This is a genomic window from Bowmanella denitrificans, assembly GCF_039522935.1.
Lineage (GTDB): Bacteria > Pseudomonadota > Gammaproteobacteria > Enterobacterales > Alteromonadaceae > Bowmanella > Bowmanella denitrificans.
Genome location: NZ_BAAAEI010000020.1, coordinates 143,630 through 163,105 on the forward strand (window position 1 = coordinate 143,630; position 19,476 = coordinate 163,105).

The 19,476-nt window shown below is 50.7% G+C and carries 14 protein-coding genes and 3 tRNA genes; 4 read left to right on the forward strand and 13 right to left on the reverse strand.

The features are described from left to right. Positions 1-248: 248 nt before the first annotated feature. From hupB to ABD028_RS16160, 8 genes are all read right to left on the reverse strand, one after another. On the reverse strand, positions 249-521 hold the full coding sequence (gene hupB, locus ABD028_RS16125) for a nucleoid-associated protein HU-beta (RefSeq protein WP_102796818.1): 273 nt from the start codon (positions 519-521) through the stop codon (positions 249-251). A gap of 307 nt (positions 522-828) precedes the next feature. After that, positions 829-3,189, reverse strand: a complete 2,361-nt coding sequence (lon, locus tag ABD028_RS16130) for an endopeptidase La (protein ID WP_343846243.1) — start codon at positions 3,187-3,189, stop codon at positions 829-831. A gap of 133 nt (positions 3,190-3,322) precedes the next feature. Beyond that, complete coding sequence (gene clpX / locus ABD028_RS16135; protein WP_102796634.1) at positions 3,323-4,600, reverse strand: ATP-dependent protease ATP-binding subunit ClpX; 1,278 nt, start codon at positions 4,598-4,600, stop codon at positions 3,323-3,325. Positions 4,601-4,700: 100 nt separating this feature from the next. Beyond that, positions 4,701-5,327: an ATP-dependent Clp endopeptidase proteolytic subunit ClpP gene (clpP, locus tag ABD028_RS16140; protein WP_425427693.1), complete on the reverse strand. Its 627-nt coding sequence runs from the start codon at positions 5,325-5,327 to the stop codon at positions 4,701-4,703. A gap of 139 nt (positions 5,328-5,466) precedes the next feature. After that, positions 5,467-6,768, reverse strand: coding sequence for a trigger factor (tig, locus tag ABD028_RS16145; protein ID WP_102796633.1), 1,302 nt, complete (start codon positions 6,766-6,768; stop codon positions 5,467-5,469). A gap of 243 nt (positions 6,769-7,011) precedes the next feature. Beyond that, positions 7,012-7,087, reverse strand: a tRNA-His gene (locus ABD028_RS16150). A 150-nt stretch (positions 7,088-7,237) separates the two neighbouring features. After that, a tRNA-Arg gene (locus tag ABD028_RS16155) sits at positions 7,238-7,314 on the reverse strand. A 22-nt stretch (positions 7,315-7,336) separates the two neighbouring features. Next, a tRNA-Pro gene (locus ABD028_RS16160) sits at positions 7,337-7,413 on the reverse strand. A gap of 301 nt (positions 7,414-7,714) precedes the next feature. Between ABD028_RS16160 and folD the strand changes: the two genes are divergently transcribed. Beyond that, entirely contained in the window at positions 7,715-8,569 is an 855-nt protein-coding gene (gene folD, locus ABD028_RS16165; protein WP_102796632.1) for a bifunctional methylenetetrahydrofolate dehydrogenase/methenyltetrahydrofolate cyclohydrolase FolD, read from the forward strand. Next, complete coding sequence (locus tag ABD028_RS16170) at positions 8,569-9,105, forward strand: DUF1415 domain-containing protein (protein ID WP_343846244.1); 537 nt, start codon at positions 8,569-8,571, stop codon at positions 9,103-9,105. The genes folD and ABD028_RS16170 overlap by 1 nt, the downstream gene beginning before the upstream one ends. Here the strand turns inward: ABD028_RS16170 and ABD028_RS16175 are convergent. The 5 genes from ABD028_RS16175 to ABD028_RS16195 form a co-directional block, all read right to left on the reverse strand. After that, complete coding sequence (locus ABD028_RS16175; protein WP_343846245.1) at positions 9,096-11,684, reverse strand: DUF2339 domain-containing protein; 2,589 nt, start codon at positions 11,682-11,684, stop codon at positions 9,096-9,098. The genes ABD028_RS16170 and ABD028_RS16175 overlap by 10 nt on opposite strands. Positions 11,685-11,804: 120 nt before the next feature. Next, complete coding sequence (locus tag ABD028_RS16180) at positions 11,805-12,824, reverse strand: DUF4340 domain-containing protein (RefSeq protein ID WP_343846246.1); 1,020 nt, start codon at positions 12,822-12,824, stop codon at positions 11,805-11,807. Beyond that, complete coding sequence (locus ABD028_RS16185) at positions 12,817-14,652, reverse strand: GldG family protein (protein WP_343846247.1); 1,836 nt, start codon at positions 14,650-14,652, stop codon at positions 12,817-12,819. Before ABD028_RS16185 ends, ABD028_RS16180 begins: the two co-directional genes overlap by 8 nt. A 3-nt stretch (positions 14,653-14,655) precedes the next feature. After that, positions 14,656-15,384, reverse strand: coding sequence for an ABC transporter permease subunit (locus tag ABD028_RS16190; RefSeq protein WP_102796627.1), 729 nt, complete (start codon positions 15,382-15,384; stop codon positions 14,656-14,658). Beyond that, positions 15,384-16,307 carry an ABC transporter ATP-binding protein gene (locus ABD028_RS16195; RefSeq protein WP_102796626.1) on the reverse strand — a complete coding sequence of 308 codons (924 nt, stop codon included), beginning with the start codon at positions 16,305-16,307 and terminating at the stop codon, positions 15,384-15,386. The genes ABD028_RS16190 and ABD028_RS16195 overlap by 1 nt, the downstream gene beginning before the upstream one ends. Positions 16,308-16,586: 279 nt before the next feature. Between ABD028_RS16195 and tsaA the strand changes: the two genes are divergently transcribed. Then, positions 16,587-17,288: a tRNA (N6-threonylcarbamoyladenosine(37)-N6)-methyltransferase TrmO gene (tsaA, locus tag ABD028_RS16200; RefSeq protein ID WP_343846248.1), complete on the forward strand. Its 702-nt coding sequence runs from the start codon at positions 16,587-16,589 to the stop codon at positions 17,286-17,288. A 172-nt stretch (positions 17,289-17,460) separates the two neighbouring features. Then, positions 17,461-19,170, forward strand: a complete 1,710-nt coding sequence (locus ABD028_RS16205) for a proline--tRNA ligase (protein WP_343846250.1) — start codon at positions 17,461-17,463, stop codon at positions 19,168-19,170. Positions 19,171-19,476: the final 306 nt, after the last annotated feature.

A 19,476-nucleotide genomic window follows, 5' to 3' on the forward strand; every position in this document is an offset into this window, starting at 1 on the left:
TACAGGAAGTAGCTTATAGCCTTTCGTACCGTCCGTCCCTGGACATCGCCGTTCTTTCGCATCCATGCGACCACGGCATACGACCACCAAGGATGGTGGAAGTGACGAAAACGCAGGAGCTGGCTTTCGTCCCGTCCGTCCCTGGACATCGCCGTTCTCTCGCATCCATGCGACCACGGCATACCGTCCATCCCTGGACATAAAAAAAGCGATGATTTCTCATCGCTTTTTCAACCGAACATAGCGGCTTAATTACAAGCGTCTTTCAGGGCTTTACCAGCTTTGAAAGAAGGCACTTTGGCAGCTGCGATTTGGATAGTCGCACCAGTTTGTGGATTGCGACCGCTACGAGCAGAACGCTCACGCACGGAGAAAGTACCAAAGCCAACCAGAGCAACTTGATCGCCACCTTTCAGCGCGTCGGTTACTGCATCGGTCAGGGCATCAAGTGCACGACCTGCGGCAGCTTTGGAAATATCCGCGCCAGCAGCGATTTTATCGATTAGTTGAGACTTATTCACAATATCATCCCCTTCAGTTTTTATTATATTGCTGATCCGCAAACAATTGTTGCGAAAATGTTATAACAAGCTTGAATCGCAACTTCAAGCCAAGATTTTAATATTTAAATTAATTCAGATTCGCCGCTATCCCTTTTGTGACAAGGCCTGAAGCGATCTTGAATTAAGGCTACCATATCTTGCTGGGTAGGGAAGCCCTGTAAATCAAAAAAAACGCAAAAAGTGCCTGTTTACGACAACTTTTTGCGCTTTGTCATCCACAACAGCGGATTTCGTGACCTTTCAGCACCAAGTCGGTGCAATCCAACTAGGCCTTTGCGGCGTTTACCACCTCGAAACCTTCCGGGTTGTTTTCCAAGGCTAGGACCAACACTTCATCAATCCATTGCACCGGATGAATCGCCAGATCCTGCTTAACATTATCTGGAATTTCTTTCAGATCACGCTCGTTTTCTTTGGGAATCACCACGGTCTTTATCCCACCACGGTGCGCAGCCAGTAGCTTCTCTTTCAAGCCGCCAATGGCCAGTACCTCACCACGCAGGGTGATTTCCCCGGTCATTGCCACATCGCAGCGCACTGGGTTACCTGTCAGGGTTGACACCAGGGCAGTACACATCGCGATACCTGCGCTGGGACCGTCTTTGGGAGTTGCACCTTCAGGTACGTGTACATGGATATCACGTTTCTCGTAGAAATCTTCGTTGATGCCCAACTTGCTGGCCCGGCTGCGAACCACTGTCATGGCGGTCTGAATTGACTCTTGCATAACATCACCCAGCGAGCCGGTAAAGGTAGTTTTACCTTTGCCCGCTACCGCTGCGGTCTCAATAGTAAGCAGATCGCCACCAACCTGAGTCCAGGCCAGACCCGTCACCTGACCAATCTGATTGTTTTTGTCTGCCTTGCCGTAATCGAAACGCTGCACCCCCAGGTAGTCGGCCAGATTGTCCTGAGTCACCACGACTTTCTTGATGGATTTATCCAGTAATACATTCTTTACCGCCTTGCGACAGATCTTGGAAATCTCCCGCTCAAGGCTGCGCACCCCGGCTTCGCGAGTGTAATAACGAATGATGCCCAAAATGGCAGATTCCTCAATGACCAACTCGCCTTTCTTCAGACCGTTACGGCTCATCTGTTTCTCTATCAGATGGCGGGTGGCGATATTGAGTTTTTCATCCTCGGTATAACCGGACAGTCGAATCACTTCCATTCTGTCCAGCAACGGACCGGGAATATTCATACTGTTGGAAGTGGCAACAAACATCACATCAGACAGGTCGTAATCCACTTCGAGATAATGATCGCTGAAGCTGCTGTTTTGTTCAGGATCCAGCACCTCCAACAAGGCAGAAGCAGGATCGCCGCGCATATCAGATGACATTTTGTCAATTTCATCCAACAGGAACAGCGGGTTTTTTACGCCAACCTTGGCCATCTTCTGGATCAGTTTACCGGGCAATGAACCAATGTATGTGCGACGATGACCACGGATTTCTGCTTCATCCCTGACCCCGCCAAGGGCCATACGCACATATTCGCGGCCCGTCGCTTTGGCGATGGACTGTCCTAACGAGGTTTTACCCACTCCAGGCGGGCCAACCAGGCACAATATGGGGCCTTTTAACTTGCGTACGCGCTGCTGCACCGCCAGGTATTCGATGATTCGCTCTTTGACCCGCTCCAGACCGTAGTGGTCAGCGTCCAGTACTTGCTCGGCGGCGGCGAGGTTTTTCTTCACCTTACTGCGCTTATGCCATGGCACCGACACCAGCCAGTCAATATAGCTGCGCACCACAGTGGCCTCAGCTGACATGGGTGACATCATCTTCAGCTTTTGTAATTCTGCGGCGGCCTTCTGTTTGGCATCGGCCGGCATCTTGGCGTCTTCAATTTTTTTACTCAGACTTTCGAATTCGTCAGGGGCTTCATCCAGCTCCCCCAACTCTTTCTGAATGGCTTTCATCTGCTCATTGAGATAATACTCGCGCTGACTTTTCTCCATCTGCTTTTTGACTCTGGTGCGAATCTTCTTCTCCACCTGCAGCAGGTCTATTTCCCCTTCCATCAGCGCCATCAGATATTCCAGACGCTCATTGACCTGAGCCATTTCCAGCACTTTTTGTTTTTCCGCCAGCTTCAGCGGCATATGCGCGGCCATAGTATCTGCCAGGCGCGCGGCATCCTCGATACCATTTAAAGACGTCAGTACCTCTGGCGGAATTTTCTTATTCAGCTTTACGTAGCCTTCAAACTGCGAGATGGCGGAACGAATCAAGACTTCCTGTTCGGCATCAGCCATGGCATCGTCCTGTTTACGGATGACCTCAGCGATGAAAAACTCGTCGGTTTGCAGATAAGTCTGAATTTCTCCGCGTACATTGCCTTCTACCAGCACCTTGACGGTGCCGTCGGGTAACTTCAGCAATTGCAGAATGGTGGCGATGGTTCCAACCTTGTAAATATCATCGGTTTGCGGTTCATCAATGCCAGCGTCTTTCTGGGCGACCAGAAAGATTTGCTTGTCATTGTTCATGGCCGCTTCCAGGCATTGAATGGACTTTTCCCGGCCGACAAACAGCGGGATAACCATATGCGGGTATACCACCACATCCCTTAAGGCCAGGACGGGCATTTCGACACGTTCAGGTCGCTCAGTCGTCATACTCAATCTCTTATCGTTTTAATCTAAACTGGAAGTAATATGGGGATGGTCAGGGGAAGTTCAACGACATGCCCTGTCATCTTCTGCAGTTGCCTCTATCAAGGCAGCAAAAAGGCCCCTGTGGGGCCTTTGATTATTCGGATGCCGCCTTCTTTTCCTTGGCGTTATCGTATATCAATATGGGTTTGGATTCACCGCGGATCACCGACTCGTCAATCACCACCTTACTGACGTTGCTCATGGCAGGCAGCTCGTACATGGTTTCCAGTAATACACCTTCCACAATGGAACGCAATCCACGGGCACCGGTTTTACGCTCCATAGCCTTGGTGGCAATAGCGTGCAAAGCATCGTCCCGGAATTCCAGTTCGGTGTTTTCCATGGAAAACAGTGCGCCATACTGTTTGGTTAAGGCGTTTTTGGGCTCACACAAAATTTGGATAAGCGCCGCTTCATTCAACTCTTCCAGTGTCGCAACTACCGGCAAACGCCCGATGAATTCAGGGATTAAACCGTACTTAATCAAATCTTCCGGCTCAACCTGCTGGAACAGCTTACCCAACCCGGCTTTCTGATCCTTACTACGAACCTGAGCGACAAAGCCAATGCTGGTGCCAGTTTGCATGCGCTGCTCAATCACCTTATCCAGACCAGCAAAAGCGCCGCCGCAAATAAACAGGATCTTGGAAGTATCAACCTGCAGGAATTCCTGCTGCGGATGCTTGCGGCCCCCCTGGGGCGGAACAGAGGCAATGGTCCCTTCAATCAGCTTAAGCAACGCCTGCTGCACGCCTTCCCCGGAGACATCACGGGTAATGGACGGATTGTCGGACTTGCGGGAAATCTTATCGATTTCATCAATGTAAACAATACCCCGTTGGGCTTTCTCTACATCGTAATCGCATTTTTGCAACAGCTTCTGGATGATATTCTCAACGTCTTCCCCCACGTACCCTGCTTCAGTCAGGGTGGTGGCATCAGCCATAGTGAAAGGCACATCCAGAAAACGCGCTAAGGTCTCAGCCAGCAGGGTTTTACCACTACCGGTCGGGCCGATCAGCAAAATATTACTTTTACCCAGCTCGACGCCTTCGTGTACATCACCATTGCGTAAACGCTTATAGTGATTATATACAGCGACTGCCAACACCTTCTTGGCATGCTCCTGACCGATGACATAGTCGTCCAGGTGCTTATGGATGTCCTGCGGCTTAGGCAGGGCACTTTGTTTCTTTTTCGGGGCAATCTCTTTAATTTCTTCACGGATGATGTCGTTGCAGAGCTCAACGCATTCATCACAGATAAAGACTGACGGCCCGGCAATCAGCTTGCGAACTTCATGCTGGCTTTTGCCGCAGAAAGAACAATACAGCAGCTTATTATCGCCGTCCCCGCTGTGACTATTACTCATTTACTCGTTACCTCTGTCAGACCTGGGGCTACCTGTCTTACAAGTATTAACCCTTATCGACCAATTTCTCAATTTCTTGGCGACAAATAAGCCGAAGTGACTATTTATCTTGATGGGCATCCAGACGATTGGCCAGCACCTGATCCACCAGTCCATATTCTTTGGCTTCCGCCGCACTCATAAAGTTGTCCCTGTCGGTATCCCTGGCCACAATCTCATAGTCCTGCCCGGTATGCTCAGCCATCAGACGATTAAGCTTTTCCTTGATAGACAGTATTTCACGGGCATGAATTTCAAAATCCGATGCCTGGCCCTGAAAACCGCCCAGGGGTTGGTGAATCATCACTCTGGAGTTTGGCAGACAATAACGCTTGCCCTTGGCACCGCCGGATAGCAGGAATGCGCCCATACTGGCCGCCTGTCCTACGCACATCGTGCTGACATCGGGCTTTATCAGGTTCATGGTGTCATAAATAGCCATGCCCGCCGTCACCGAACCGCCAGGAGAGTTGATATACAAAAAGATATCTTTCTCTGGGTTTTCTGACTCCAGAAACAACATCTGTGCAACGATCAGGTTGGCCATATGATCTTCCACCTGACCTACCATAAAGATAATTCGCTCTTTCAGCAGTCGGGAGTAAATATCATAGGCCCGCTCCCCTTTGGAGGTTTGCTCAACCACCATGGGTACCAGAGAATTCATGGGCTCGAAGGCATTCTGCATCATATTAGGCTTCTCGTTATTCAACACTTGGACCCCTCCTTGTAGCGTTTGGGTTTCGTCCGCTGAAAATAAAAATGCTCGGTAGGTACCGAGCATTTAAGCAGTTGCTGACTGGTCAAGTCAACGAACAACAGCCAAATTAGGCTTGTCTGTTCATGATTTCGTCAAAGGCCTTTTTCACTTCTTTGACTTTGGCTTCTGCCAACACGCTTTCTACAGCTTGATCTTCCAGCGCAATATTATTCATCTGCTGCATCAGTTCTTTGTTAGTTTTATAGTAACTAACCACTTCAGCAGGATCTTCGTAAGCAGAAGCAGTGGTTTCAATCAACGCTTCAACCTTAGCTGCATCTACTTTCAGTTCTTTCTGTTTGATCACTTCGCCCAGCAACAAACCGATGCTGACGCGACGACGGGCATTTTCTTCAAACAGTTCAGCAGGTAGCTCAGGCATATTACCTTGCTGTTGGTTACCAAAACGCTGCAGTGCCTGCTGACGCAATACATTGATTTCCTGGTCAACCAGCGCCTTAGGCAGATCTACCTGGTTGTTCTCCAGCAAACCTTTCAGAACTTGCTCTTTAACCTGGTTTTTCAGGGTTTGCTCCAGCTCACGTTGCATATTCTTGCGTACTTCGGCACGAAGGGCTTCAACACCACCGTCTTCCACACCGAACAGCTTGGCGAACTCTTCGTTCACTTCCGGCAGATCCAAGCCTTCTACTTTGGTCACTTTAATGGTGAACTGAGCGGCTTTGCCTTTCAGTTTTTCGGCATGGTAATCTTCAGGGAAGGTCACGTCGGCAACCACTTCTTCACCGGCTTTCTTACCCACGATAGGGTCTTCAAAACCTGGGATCATGCGGCCTTTGCCCAGCTCCAACTGGAAGCCTTCGGCTTTGCCACCTTCGAACTCTTCACCGTCGATAGTGCCAACGAAATCGATAGTGACACGGTCGTCTTTCTTGGCTTTACGCTTGCCTTCTTTCCAGGTAGCGTGCTGCTTACGCAGTGTGTCCATCATGTTGTCCAGATCTTTATCGGCGATCTCAACAACCGGCTTTTCTACCTGAATTTTACTCAGGTCCTTAATTTCCACCTCTGGATAAACTTCAAACGAAGCCACAAATTCCAGGTCTTCACCCTGGCTATCCTTTTTCAGTTCAAAGGCAGGCATACCGGCAGGGTTCAATTTTTCCTGAACAATGGCTTCATAGAAATTACGTTGCATTACTTCGCCAGCGATTTCCTGACGAACGGCTTGACCGAAGCGTTTCTGAATAACAGTAACGGGTACCTTGCCTGGACGGAAGCCATTAACCCTTTGGGTTTTAGCCAATTGTTGCAAACGGGATTTTACTGCGACATCGACTTTTTCAGCCGGAACAGTGATAGTAAGACGGCGCTCTAAACCTTTAGTCGTCTCAACGGAAACTTGCATTCTTCTACCTCAACTATGCGCACTTAGGCTGCTTTTCTATATGCCCACCCACTTCCTTTTAATCACGCGCTAATCTATCTGGCGGGAATCAGGCGATTGGAGGGTGAACTTGGACCTGATAAAAAGACGCAGCATTATAGCGGCAGCCCCATGGCAATTCCAGTTGAAAAAACGAAAAAATATTGGATAAAAGCGAAGAAAAAAGGGATTACAAGATAGAATTCTAAAGAAGAGAGAGAAGAGTGGGGTGGACGATGGGACTTGAACCCACGACAACCGGAATCACAATCCGGGGCTCTACCGACTGAGCTACGCCCACCACTGATTCTCTTTTTGGTCACGCCAGATTGGAATGGCGCGCCCGGCAGGATGACTTCGTACTTCCTGTACTCCGCCCTTTCGGGCCATCCTATGGATGTTCAAAATCGCTCCAGGCGATTTTGTCGAACTGTTCTCACCTGCCTGTCGCTGGCGCGCCCGGCAGGATTCGAACCTGCGACCCACGGCTTAGAAGGCCGTTGCTCTATCCAGCTGAGCTACGGGCGCTCTTCGAACCTGAAGCAAGAGATGGTCGGTGAGACAGGATTTGAACCTGCGACCCCTTGTACCCAAAACAAGTGCGCTACCAAGCTGCGCTACTCACCGACTCTTGCTGTAGCAGTAGAACATTTACTGGCTGCTACGGGGCGCGAATATTACCCACATGACCTTTGACCGTCAAACACTTTTTCATTAAAAAAAGTTCGTATGCGCAATTTTAAAACAGACTGGCGAGTTTTCGACTTATTTGCCAACATTTTGAGCAATTCCTTCTATACAACCCGGCTTTTCTATCAATCCACCCTGATTCACAAATTGTCGAACGCTATCTATAGATCAAGTGCTTAATGGAATCATTAATCTGTGGGACAATATTGGCCACGCTTCTATATAGATAAATAAATCCATGCCAGCACAACTTATTGACGGAAAACTTATTGCCAAGCAATTACGCCAGAATGTGGCCAGCCAGGTAGCCTCTATACGTGCCTCAGGAAAACGCGCCCCAGGGCTGGCGGTGATCCTGGTCGGCAGCGATCCGGCCTCTCAGGTTTATGTCGGCAGCAAACGCAACGCCTGTGAAGAAGTGGGGTTTGTCTCCCGCTCCTATGATTTACCCGCCAGTACTACACAACAACAGTTACTGGATCTGGTAGATGAGCTCAATGCGGACAATCAGGTCGATGGCATATTATTGCAGTTGCCCCTGCCAGCCGGCCTTAATGCCGAACAGATATTGGAGCGCATTCACCCGCATAAAGATGTGGACGGCTTCCATCCTTACAATCTGGGTCGTCTCGCCCAGCGTCTGCCGGCGCTGCGGCCCTGCACACCTAAAGGTATTATGACCCTGATTGAATCCACCAAGCGTCATATCAAGGGGTTGGACGCCGTTGTAGTGGGCGCATCCAATATCGTTGGTCGCCCCATGTCACTGGAACTGCTACTGGCAGGTTGCACAATCAGCGTTTGCCACAAGTTTACTAAAGATCTGCGTGCCCATGTGGAACGGGCAGATTTGCTGGTAGTCGCCGTTGGTAAGCCAGAATTTATTCCTGGCGATTGGATCAAACCCGGTGCCATTGTTATTGACGTAGGCATTAACAGGGTCGACGACGGTAAATTAGTAGGTGATGTGCAGTTTTCCAGTGCTGTGGAACGGGCTGGCTGGATCACCCCGGTACCGGGCGGGGTTGGTCCAATGACAGTAGCCAGCCTGATCGAAAACACCCTGGAAGCCTACGTGAAATATCACAGTTGATGAACGAGCAAAAGCTAATCAGCCAGACCCGCCACTGGGTAGAGACAGTGGTGGTGGGTCTGAACTTTTGCCCTTTTGCTAAAAAAGAACTGGCCAATACCCGCTATCTGGTGTGCGGCCATGAACGGATGGTCAGAGCAATAGAAGCACTGCTGGATGAGTGTGACTATCTGGATGCCCACCCTGAGATTGCCACCAGCTTGCTGATTTATCCACAGTTTGAGGATTACGAGCAATACCTTGCATTACTGGAAGAAGCCAACCGCAGTCTGGATAACAACCAACTCCGTGGTACTTATCAGCTTGCCAGTTTTCATCCTCAGTATTGTTTTGCCGATGAACCGGCAGACTCCGCGGCGCATTATACCAATAGAGCCCCCCACCCGGTGCTGCACTTACTGCGTGAAGCCAGCATTGAACAGGTGCTGGCGCGTTATCGCGAACCGGAGGCAATTCCCGAGCGCAATATAGCCACCGCAAAAAAACTGGGCGCGGAGGCGATGCAGGCGCTCCTGGCAACCTGCCGTCAGTTATAATCAGGCTCACTGGCAATACTTTGCCTGAGCCGCTGAAATAGCCAACCCAGCGCCACCAGGCAAAGACCCAGCCCAATAAAAGACACCGCCCTGAATAAGCCTTGTAAGTTTGCCATATCCACAATGAAAACCTTGAGAATAACCATCAGTAACAAACCGAATCCCAGTCGTTGCCAGCCAGGCAAGACGAATTTATAAGCTATTCCGACCAGACTACTGGCAATCAGCAGCCAGACCAATGAATAGCTGTATTGTTCAGCATCCGAGGTGGCCAGCCAGAGATGGATTTCTTCACCTTGCCAGGCCTGGCGAATCACAGCATTGACGAACAAAAACGCCAGTAAGGCACTGATGCCTTTTACCACCTTGGCTGCTGTCCCCGCCAGATGACCTCGGGAGAGATAAAATAGTAATGCCGCAGGCACTGCCCATAGCGGCAACAACCAATTCAGGAGCGGCCACTGCCCCACCCCTTGTTGAATGAAGAATGGGTTGTCGTCCACCAGCAATTGCAGTTGCAAAAGCCCTGCGGCGATGCAAAGCAGAATACCTGCGAATCGATAGATGGGCAGGGCATTGCCGGCAAAGCTGGCACGATATAAATACATAGCACCCAATAACAACCAGTTCATGGCCAATAACACTGTTTCCTGAAAGCTAAGCGCACCAGGCTGCGGATAGTGCCCCACTAACAGATAACTGGTTTCTGTGGTGACCAGCAGCGCAAACAAATGCAGTACCGCTGCCAGCAGCCAGGGATACAAAGCTGAAGCCTGCCAGAGTCTGGCACTGAGATAAAAAAGACCAATGGCCAGAGGATAAACCACAATAGACCAATGCAGTCCGAGCAATTGCAAAGTGTCGTAACCTGGCGTCCATGGCGCCAGACTCAGTCGCAATAGAATCAGTGATACCAGCAGCTTTACAATCCAATGCGGCAGCGCCAGTTGCCTTTTTTGTGCCAAATAGCTAATAACCAGCACCTGCGTCAGCAACGCCAGGGTCAGGGCGCTATCATTCAGCAGCATGGTCAGACTTAATGCCAGATTGGCGTTACTGCCTGCTACGTAACAAAATGCCTGCCAACCGGCAGTCCGCCAGGCCAATCCTGCCAGTCCCATGCTCATCAACAACAACATGGTCGCCCAAAAGGGGTAGAGCAATCCGCTATCACCTGTCGGCGCCAGACTATAGCCGACCCCAATCAGAATAAAAGGGGCAAAGGCAGCCAAAAGATGGCATTCCAGACGCTTTGTCTGCTGTCTGCCCAGCGCCAGGCCATAAACAAACAGCAACAATGCGCTCCCCACCACCAACAAATAATTGCCACTTAACGCGCCGCTCAACTCATCCAAACGCACCGGTGTCGGCACTATCATTATGCCGACCAGAAAAATCGGCAAAGTCAGTAACGCACAATGTGAAAACCGGCAATGCAGCCTTGGTAGCACCAGCATGGCAAAAGCCAGCGCCAATAGCAGCGTGAGACTGGCCGTTTGATAACTGATTGATAACAAAAATACCAGGGCCGGAAGTAAGCTCAGCAACAAAGCTGCGTTTTCTTTGTCTGCTTGCAACAAGGACCGAAATGGCAGCGACTGCAGCTGTCGGCTTTGCAGGCGCCAGCCGCAGACCGGCCACACCACCAGTCCGTACAAGGTCAGCAACACAAATCCACTAAATAGCGAACTGTCTGATGCTTGCCCCTGTATCAGGGCCAGCATGTACCAGCCAAAGTGGCCACCATACAGGGCATACCAAAGCCAGGATTGCTGCACACGTCTGGCAAGTAACAGCACCGCCAGGCCAACAAACAGCACATAGCTGAGCAATGCAAACAGACTGCCACTGTCAGCCCCTAGCCAAAGTGGGACCGTATAAGCGCCAACTATGCCAATGGCCGCCAGCAAGGGGCCAAGCAATAACGACAGATAACTGGCGCTCAGAGCGACAATGGCTAATAACACAAAGGCACTGAGATTACCCAGCATCTGATAGCCATAAAAGGCCAGAAGCACCATGGCAAAGCAGCTAATAAAGCCGCCACTGGCCAGGGCTGCGGGAATGTAATTGGCATAACCTTCAAACACCACTGCACGGCGGTGTAACCACAAGGATGTCAGGATCAGACCCACACCAAAAACGCTACCTAGTAAGATTCTGGCCAGGGGAGACAGCAAGCCCCTTTCCAGGCTATAACTGGCCAGAAAGATGCCGCCAAGCGCCAGCGCCACAGCACCAATCCACACCATACCGTTTTGCTCAAAAGCGTTCTGCCAGGCTTTGAAGCTGGTTTGCCACTGATTGGCGGACGCCTTTACTTGTAACACTGCCGCTGGTGACACCGACGGGATAGCCGGCTTGGGCTGCACATTGACCGGCCTATTTATGTTATCCACCGTCTTATGCCGTTCTGTTGATTCCATCTGAGCAGAAGACGCAGGCACAATCCTGCTGTTTAAATCAGTAACAAGCCGACGCAGCTCACTTAGCTCCCGGCTCAGACTTTGCACTTTAAAAAAAGCGATGACGCCAGCCAACGCGGCCAGCAAGATTATCAGGCCAAATATCGCCTCCATGCCTCTCTCCTGTCAGAGTCAGATCAACTGCACAATACTTTGCTGACAATACGCAATTACACAGAAAAAACAAACCCGCCAGGCAGCGGGTTTGATCGCGTTACAACCGAGTGGAAAATGTTATCGGTTTGGCGCTTCGCCTTCATCCAGGTGACCAACCGGTAACTTATTCTGCGGTGCGGCAGGTTCGGCAAGGAAGTCTTCCCGCGTTTTCGCTAACTGATTAGCGGAAAACCCTGATATCTGATAGGTCAGCCCCTGCCAGTATGGCTGCCCCGCAGAAGAGGTAAAACGCACATAGTGTTTGTCGTCCTTTTGCAAAAGCGCAATGTCCACTTGCTGGCCATCAAAAGTAACCATTTGAAAAACAGCCTGTAGCGGCGCTTGCCAGAATTCCTCATCTACCACCAGGCGCTCTTCAAAATTCAGACCCAGCAGATTGGTTACCACGGAATTTAATACAGTTGCGTACTTCAGCTCTCTGCCCTTAGGCATTGCCGCTAATTGGTAATCCGGCTGTTCGGCACTGTCTCTTAGTATCTGCCAGGCGCTGCCATCCAAGCGGCTGATACTGGCAATCTGTTGCTTGTCGAAATCCAATATGGGTTGGCGCATCCAGTCCCGCGCAGCCATAGGCAAACTCAGGTCCTGGTCAATCAACCAGCTCTGCTGGTCGTCAGCAAAACGCACGTAACGGCCATGACCACTACTTGGAGTATTACCAATCAAGAGCTGCCAGCTGTGCTGTGTGGTTTCCAGGGTAAGTAAGCTTGCGGTGCTGCCCGGAGCATCCAGCGCCTGCAAACCCAGGCGATGAAAATGCTCCGGCTGACGGGTTTTAGCCTGCAGGCGATTGGCATCCACCAAAGATTGCAGTAACTCCGCCAGTTTTTGTTCATCAGCGGGATAACCGCCTTCACTGCTGACAAGCCATTTGCCATCCACCAGTTCAGCCTCAATCAACAGGCCCTGGGCATCCTGAATCGCAAGGTGGGTCACATGGCTGCCCTGCTCGGCCAGGGCTGGCAATAAAGGTCCTTGTTGCAATTTGGCTTGCCCATCTTCCTGTGTCAGCAACAAAAAGCCTGCCCCCACAGCAAGTAGCAATACCAACAACAAACTCAACAAGTGTTTAGCCATGTTTAACCTCCCCGGCCTTTTTACGCATCAGTCTGGCCAACAGCCCTAACAACAGCACCAACAGGATCGGCATCACGGCAATGTTAATCAACTTCAACCAACTGCCCAGACGTTCGATATCTTTATCCAACTGGTGACGCACCTCTCGCAGAGCCTTGCGAATTTCAATCTTCTTTTGCATGAAATCTTCCAGCGCTTCCTGCTGCTGAGCATCCAGTACCAGCGCACCGCTGTCGCTGCGCTGCCCCTGTAATTGGGCCAGGGCCTGTTCGGTCTCATCCAATTGCTGCTGCAGCAATTGTTCCTGATCCCTGAAAGCCTGTTCGGCTTTAACTGTCAGAGCCTGCACTACCTCAAAGGGACGGGAAAACGTACCGCGACTGCGGATACTGATCAGGGCATTACTGCCCCCCAGATTCTCCACCGCATTCGTCAGGAAATCGCCGTTATTGGCAAAAGGCGTAAAGATAGTCTGACCAAAGAAATTGCTCTGACTCACCCAGAATCGGTCCGTTAACAAATCGGTATCACCAACCAGAATCACATTCAGTTCACCGGAAGCAAGCAGTTCCTGCGGTTCGCTGCCCTCTGGTAAGGCATCAAAGGCGGAATTTGCCCGTCCTGATAACCGGGCCGCCAGTACATAGGATTGATTGGCGTCAACAAAGCCACTGCTCAGTTGTTTCGCATCACGGGTCATCGCATAGGTCATATTGTCCATCAGGCTGGTGGAACGCGATGAGGTTAGCAGCGGATGCCATTTCAGTGATGTGCCGGTTGGCGGCGTGAAATGCCCAAATGATGCGCCGTTTAACAACTCCAACCCACTGGTCACCACATCCTTGCTATCCAGTTGCTCTCTGCCCAAGCCCAAAAAGCCCATATGTCGCGTTACGCCACTTTGGGTACGGATATCCAGGCCTGTCGCCGCATCGAGCACCACATTGCCAGCATCGAACTGTACTCCCCAGGCCGTAAACAGTTTATCCAGACTGGAACTATTGGCTCCGCCCATGGCCCCCATAGGATCAGATTCATGGTGAGGATCCACAAAAGCCATCAGCTTGCCGCCGCCCAGGGCATACTGATCAATACTCAACAGCAAGGCATCGCTAAACGCTTTAGGATGCACCAGCAGCAGTACATCCGTATCTTCCGGCACCTGGCTGATATCTGAGCCCAGCACTTGCACATCGTAAAGCTGTTGCAACTGGGTGATGCTGGTCCAGGCAGGGTCGAAGCGCCCCGTCATTGGATTTTGCCCACCTTGTACCTGCAAGTCGGTAATCACCGTGACTTTGACGTCCTTGGGATCACTTAACTGGTAAATCAGTTTACTGATTTCATATTCCAGAAAGCTTTCCTGTTGTGGGTCAAAAAAGCCGATGACTTTTTCATCATCAAAGGCATTTCTTGCCGCCAGTCCAAGGTAGATAGCATCACCGGCAGAGCCAAGCGTCGCGGCGGTCAAGCCAAATCGATTGGCCTCATCCTCGGCTTCGGAGAACGGTTCAGGATCAACTTTATGCAACACAATTTTGCCACCTGATGCAGAACGGTACTCTTCCAGCAAGCTTTCCACCCGGTTGGCATAATTGCGCAAACTGGTCATGCCTTTGGAGGCTTTATCAGAAAAGAAGAAATAAAGATGTACCGGCTCATCCAGCTCTTTCAGCACCTGTTTGCTGCCCTCAGATAAGGAATAAACCTGATTTTCGGTCAGATCCAGGCGCACAGAGCCTAACAACTGATTGTTAAGCATGACCAGCACAAAAAACACCAGTAATAACAAAATTCCGGCTATTGACGTGGATAATCGCTTCAACATGAATTACTCCGCCTTTTTCTGTTCTACGGCCAAAAAGCCAGCATATAGCCAAATGCCAATGGCAATCAGGAAGTAGCCCACATCATTCAGCGCCAACACGCCTTTGGCCATGGATTCAAAATGGGTGAGGAAGCTAAAAGACGCCAGCGTGTCCAGTAACATCGGCGACATCCAGCCTTTAAAGGAATCCAGTACAATACTGCTGCCCGACAGCACAAACAAAAAGCACACCACCACGGCCAGAATAAAAGCCACCACCTGGCTCTTCGTGAGGGCGGACATGCAAATACCTATGGCCAGAAAGGCCCCGGCCATCAACCAACTACCTATATAGGCCGCCAGAATAATGCCGTTGTCAGGATTGCCCAGATAGTTAACCGTCACCCACAACGGAAAGGTCAGCACCAATGCCAATCCCAGTACCGCCCAGGCTGCCAGAAACTTACCCAGCATCACCTGCCAGATAGTCACCGGCAAGGTCATCAACAGTTCAATGGTGCCGCTCTTGCGTTCCTCTGACCAACTGCGCATGGCCATGGCCGGTACCAAAAACAGATACAGCCAGGGATGGAAATTAAAAAATGGCAGCAGGTCAGCCTGGCCACGTTCGTAAAAATTACCAATGAAGAAGCTGAAGACACCGCTTAACATCAGAAATATAAGAATAAAGACATAAGCCACTGGCGTGGCAAAATAACTGGCGAACTCGCGCCGGAATAACGTACCGACCATTATTCACGTACCTCAGCTGTCATTTGTCTGAACACATCGTCCAGACGGCCCTGCTCCTGATACAGGCTATCCACCTGCAGACCACGATCTTTAATATAGGCAGACACCACAGGCATTAAATCCTGCTGATGTTCTGGAAACAGCACCACCCGGCCACTGTTTTTTTCCACTTCCATATCGTCCACCCCTGGTAATTCCGCCAGACCGGAGATGTCGGTCATCTGCGTAAAATGCAAACTTACCGCCCGGTAGTAACGGGAGCGACGCTGCAAGTCATCAGGGGTGGCATCGAACAACATGCGGCCACCAGCGATAATCATGGCGCGATTACACACCGCCGTCACTTCTTCGAGAATATGGGTGGAAATGATCACCAGCTTATCTTTGGACAGATTCTGAATCAGCTCCCTGACCTGGTGTTTCTGATTAGGATCCAACCCATCGGTGGGCTCATCCAGAATCAGAATCTGCGGATCATGCAATATGGCCTGAGCCAGCCCTACTCGGCGCTTAAACCCTTTGGATAGGTTTTCTATTGGCCTGTCCAGCATGGAACGGATTTCTACCATATCGACCACATCATTCAGACGCTGGCGTTTTTGCTGACCACGTAAGCCACGCACATTGGCAATAAAATCCAGAAACTGCAGCGGCGTCATATCGCCATAGGCTGGCGCACCTTCTGGCAGGTAGCCGAGCTGACGCTGGATATGCTTGGCCGACTGACTCATATCCTGGTCAAAGATACGGATTTCGCCCCGGGTCGGGGCCAGAAAGCCAGTGAGCATCTTCATTGTGGTGGATTTACCCGCCCCATTGGGTCCGAGAAAACCGACGATATCGCCAGGTCTGACCTCGAAGGAAAGATTGTCGACGGCCATAAAGTCGCCAAATTGTTTACACAGGTTCTTTACTGAGATCATAAGATTCCTTAAATGATCAAAGAGTTAGAAAATCGCCTTTCATATGGGCATGGTTAGCCAAAATTCAAGCCCAGAATAACTCACATACAAGTGAAGTCGAAGCGTGGAGGTACAAACAAAGGGCAAAAAAAACCCACCAAGGCGGTGGGCGAAGAACTTGTCCGGGAAGGGGAGTTTGAGAATGTTCTCAAATCCTGTAGCCAGTGTAAGGGTAAAAGCTTTTGAAATTATTACCGTTAGCCGTGAAAATGTTGCAAATTATGAATCCAGACCGGCGACATGCATTTATCCCCCATAGGCACTATCCTCACTCCTTACAAGGAAAAGTTTGCCATTCCCCGCCAGCCCGGCCTGGTTAGCAGTGCGGTTGGCGAAATCCATCTGTTTGACGATTATGCCGATCCCAACGGCTTTCGTGGTATCGAGCAATTCTCGCATTTATGGTTGTTGTTTCAGTTTCATCAAACCGCAGACCGCGGCTGGTCGCCACTGGTGCGCCCCCCCAGGCTGGGAGGCAATGCCAAATTGGGCGTATTCGCCACTCGCAGTACACATAGACCCAACGGCATCGGCTTGTCGGTAGTAGAATTTGCGGGGCTCAGCACAACGAAAGGAAAAACCGTACTGAAAGTACGAGGCATGGATTTAATGGACGGCACACCGATACTGGATATTAAACCCTATCTTCCCTACGCCGATGCCCTGCCGCTGGCGCAAGGCGGGTTTGCCAACGAGATACCGGATAATCAAATGCCAGTGTCTTTCCACCCGAATCTGGCCCCCGCCCTGGCAAAGGCGGAACAACTGCATCCTGGCATTACAGAACTGATAAGCCAGGTATTAGCCCAGGATCCCCGCCCGGCCTACAAAAAACATCAACCGCAAATCCAGGAATTTGGGGTTAAGCTTGGGGCATTTAATATCCGCTGGCAGGTGGAAAATGGCCAAAGCCTGGTGACCGCCATTGTGCCGCTAAACTAGCGCTCCTTTGCCAATGGTGAAAAGCCGACAGTTTTGCCTTTAGCCCCCGTAAAAGCGCTGCTAGAATGGCGCAATTTTCACTGCCGCAATAACGGCAGCTTATATAAGCTCAGCACGCCGAAGGGCACCACAGCCCATCAGGTACAGCGAAATACACCAGGTAACGTGAACTATGCGAAGCAGTCAGTACTTACTAGCTACACAAAAAGAAACCCCAGCCGATGCCGAAGTCATCAGCCATCAATTAATGTTGCGTGCCGGGCTTATCCGCAAACTGGCCTCCGGACTTTATACCTGGCTGCCAACCGGACTGCGCGTACTGAATAAAGTGGCGAACATCGTGCGCGAAGAAATGGACCGGGCCGGTGCCATTGAAGTGTTAATGCCTGTGGTGCAGCCGGCCGATTTATGGGAAGAATCCGGTCGTTGGGAAGAATATGGCCCGGAACTGCTGCGCATTAAAGACCGTCATCAGCGCGATTTTGTGCTTGGCCCAACCCATGAGGAAGTGATCACAGATCTGGTTAAGCGCGAAATCAGCAGCTACAAACAACTGCCGATTAATTTGTATCAGGTGCAAACCAAATTCCGCGATGAAGTTCGTCCCAGATTCGGCGTAATGCGTGGCCGTGAATTCACCATGAAAGATGCTTACTCCTTTCACCTGAGTCAGGACTGCCTGGAAAAAACCTACCAGGATATGTATCAGGCTTATTGCAGTATTTTTGAACGCATTGGCCTTGAGTATCGTCCGGTTATCGCCGACACCGGCTCTATCGGTGGCAGTATGTCCCATGAGTTCCATGTACTGGCTGCTTCCGGTGAGGACGATATTGCCTTTAGTAATGCGTCGGATTTTGCCGCTAACGTGGAAATGGCTGAGGCTTTGGCCCCTGCCGGTGAGCGCGCCGCACCTGCCGCCGATATGCAACTGGTGGACACCCCCAACGCCCGGACTATCAGCGAATTAGTGGAACAATTTAATCTGCCGATTGAAAAAACCATCAAGACGCTAATCGTCAAAGCCAGTGAAGAAACGGGCGCACCGTTGGTGGCCCTGCTGGTCAGGGGTGACCATGAATTGAATGAAATCAAGGCGGACAAACTGGAGGAAGTGGCTTCCCCCTTGACCTTCGCCAGTGATGAGGAAATTCGGGCCATTATTGGTGCAGGGCCGGGTTCACTGGGGCCGGTGAACTTGCCGATTCCGGTAATTGCCGATCGGGCCGTGGCCCAATGTAGCGATTTTGGTGCTGGTGCCAATATTGACGGCAAGCACTATTTTAATATCAATTGGCAACGTGATTTGCCGTTGCCCAAGGTGGCAGATATCCGTAATGTCCAGGCTGGCGATCCATCCCCTGACGGCAACGGTCAGTTGGAAATCAAGCGCGGCATTGAAGTAGGGCATATCTTCCAGTTAGGCGACAAGTATTCCCAGGCCATGAACTGCGGAGTGCTGACCGAGTCCGGCAAGCATCAGGTACTGACCATGGGTTGTTATGGTATTGGTGTGTCGCGCATCGTGGCCGCAGCCATTGAACAAAATCACGATAAATTCGGTATCATCTGGCCGGATGCCATTGCGCCGTTTAAAGTCGCCCTGATCCCCATGAATATGCACAAGTCTCACCGTATTCAGGAAGCGGCCGAAGCGATCTACCAGCAGCTTAAACAAGCCGGTATTGAGGTACTGTTTGATGATCGTAAAGAGCGCCCTGGCGTAATGTTTGCCGATATGGAGCTGATGGGTATCCCCCACCATATCGTGGTTGGTGAACGTAACCTTGACGATAACCAGGTGGAATACAAATGCCGCCGCAGCGGGGAAAAGCAACTGCTGGCGCTGGACAAGGTCTTGAGTTTTATCCAGGCCCTGTAAGGTAAATGACAAAGAGCGCCCAGGCGCTCTTTTTTATGTCCAGGGATGGACGGTATGCAGGTGTTGTCGGGAACATTCACCTGCGATGTCCAGGGATGGATGCAGCAGGTGTGGTCGGGAACATTCACCTGCGATATCCAGGAATGGACGCAGCAGGTGTGATTGGACAGCCTCACCAGCGGCGCAGGTATGCTGAAGTGGTAACCTGAATTTGTCAGTCGATAAAGCCACAAGACCAAGCAGATAACACTTGGCTTATATTTTTGCTTTAATTAGAGTTAGGCTTGAATTAGGGAATTCCTTATA

Bases quoted from the DNA above. Each gene is read 5' to 3' on its own strand.
- lon (WP_343846243.1), bottom strand. From the start codon at position 3,189: ATGACGACTGAGCGACCTGAACGTGTCGAAATGCCCGTCCTGGCCTTA.
- clpX (WP_102796634.1), bottom strand. From the start codon at position 4,600: ATGAGTAATAGTCACAGCGGGGACGGCGATAATAAGCTGCTGTATTGT.
- clpP (WP_425427693.1), bottom strand. From the start codon at position 5,327: ATGCAGAATGCCTTCGAGCCCATGAATTCTCTGGTACCCATGGTGGTT.
- tig (WP_102796633.1), bottom strand. From the start codon at position 6,768: ATGCAAGTTTCCGTTGAGACGACTAAAGGTTTAGAGCGCCGTCTTACT.
- folD (WP_102796632.1), top strand. From the start codon at position 7,715: ATGCCAGCACAACTTATTGACGGAAAACTTATTGCCAAGCAATTACGC.
- ABD028_RS16170 (WP_343846244.1), top strand. From the start codon at position 8,569: ATGAACGAGCAAAAGCTAATCAGCCAGACCCGCCACTGGGTAGAGACA.
- ABD028_RS16175 (WP_343846245.1), bottom strand. From the start codon at position 11,684: ATGGAGGCGATATTTGGCCTGATAATCTTGCTGGCCGCGTTGGCTGGC.
- ABD028_RS16180 (WP_343846246.1), bottom strand. From the start codon at position 12,824: ATGGCTAAACACTTGTTGAGTTTGTTGTTGGTATTGCTACTTGCTGTG.
- ABD028_RS16185 (WP_343846247.1), bottom strand. From the start codon at position 14,652: ATGTTGAAGCGATTATCCACGTCAATAGCCGGAATTTTGTTATTACTG.
- ABD028_RS16190 (WP_102796627.1), bottom strand. From the start codon at position 15,384: ATGGTCGGTACGTTATTCCGGCGCGAGTTCGCCAGTTATTTTGCCACG.
- ABD028_RS16195 (WP_102796626.1), bottom strand. From the start codon at position 16,307: ATGATCTCAGTAAAGAACCTGTGTAAACAATTTGGCGACTTTATGGCC.
- tsaA (WP_343846248.1), top strand. From the start codon at position 16,587: ATGCATTTATCCCCCATAGGCACTATCCTCACTCCTTACAAGGAAAAG.
- ABD028_RS16205 (WP_343846250.1), top strand. From the start codon at position 17,461: ATGCGAAGCAGTCAGTACTTACTAGCTACACAAAAAGAAACCCCAGCC.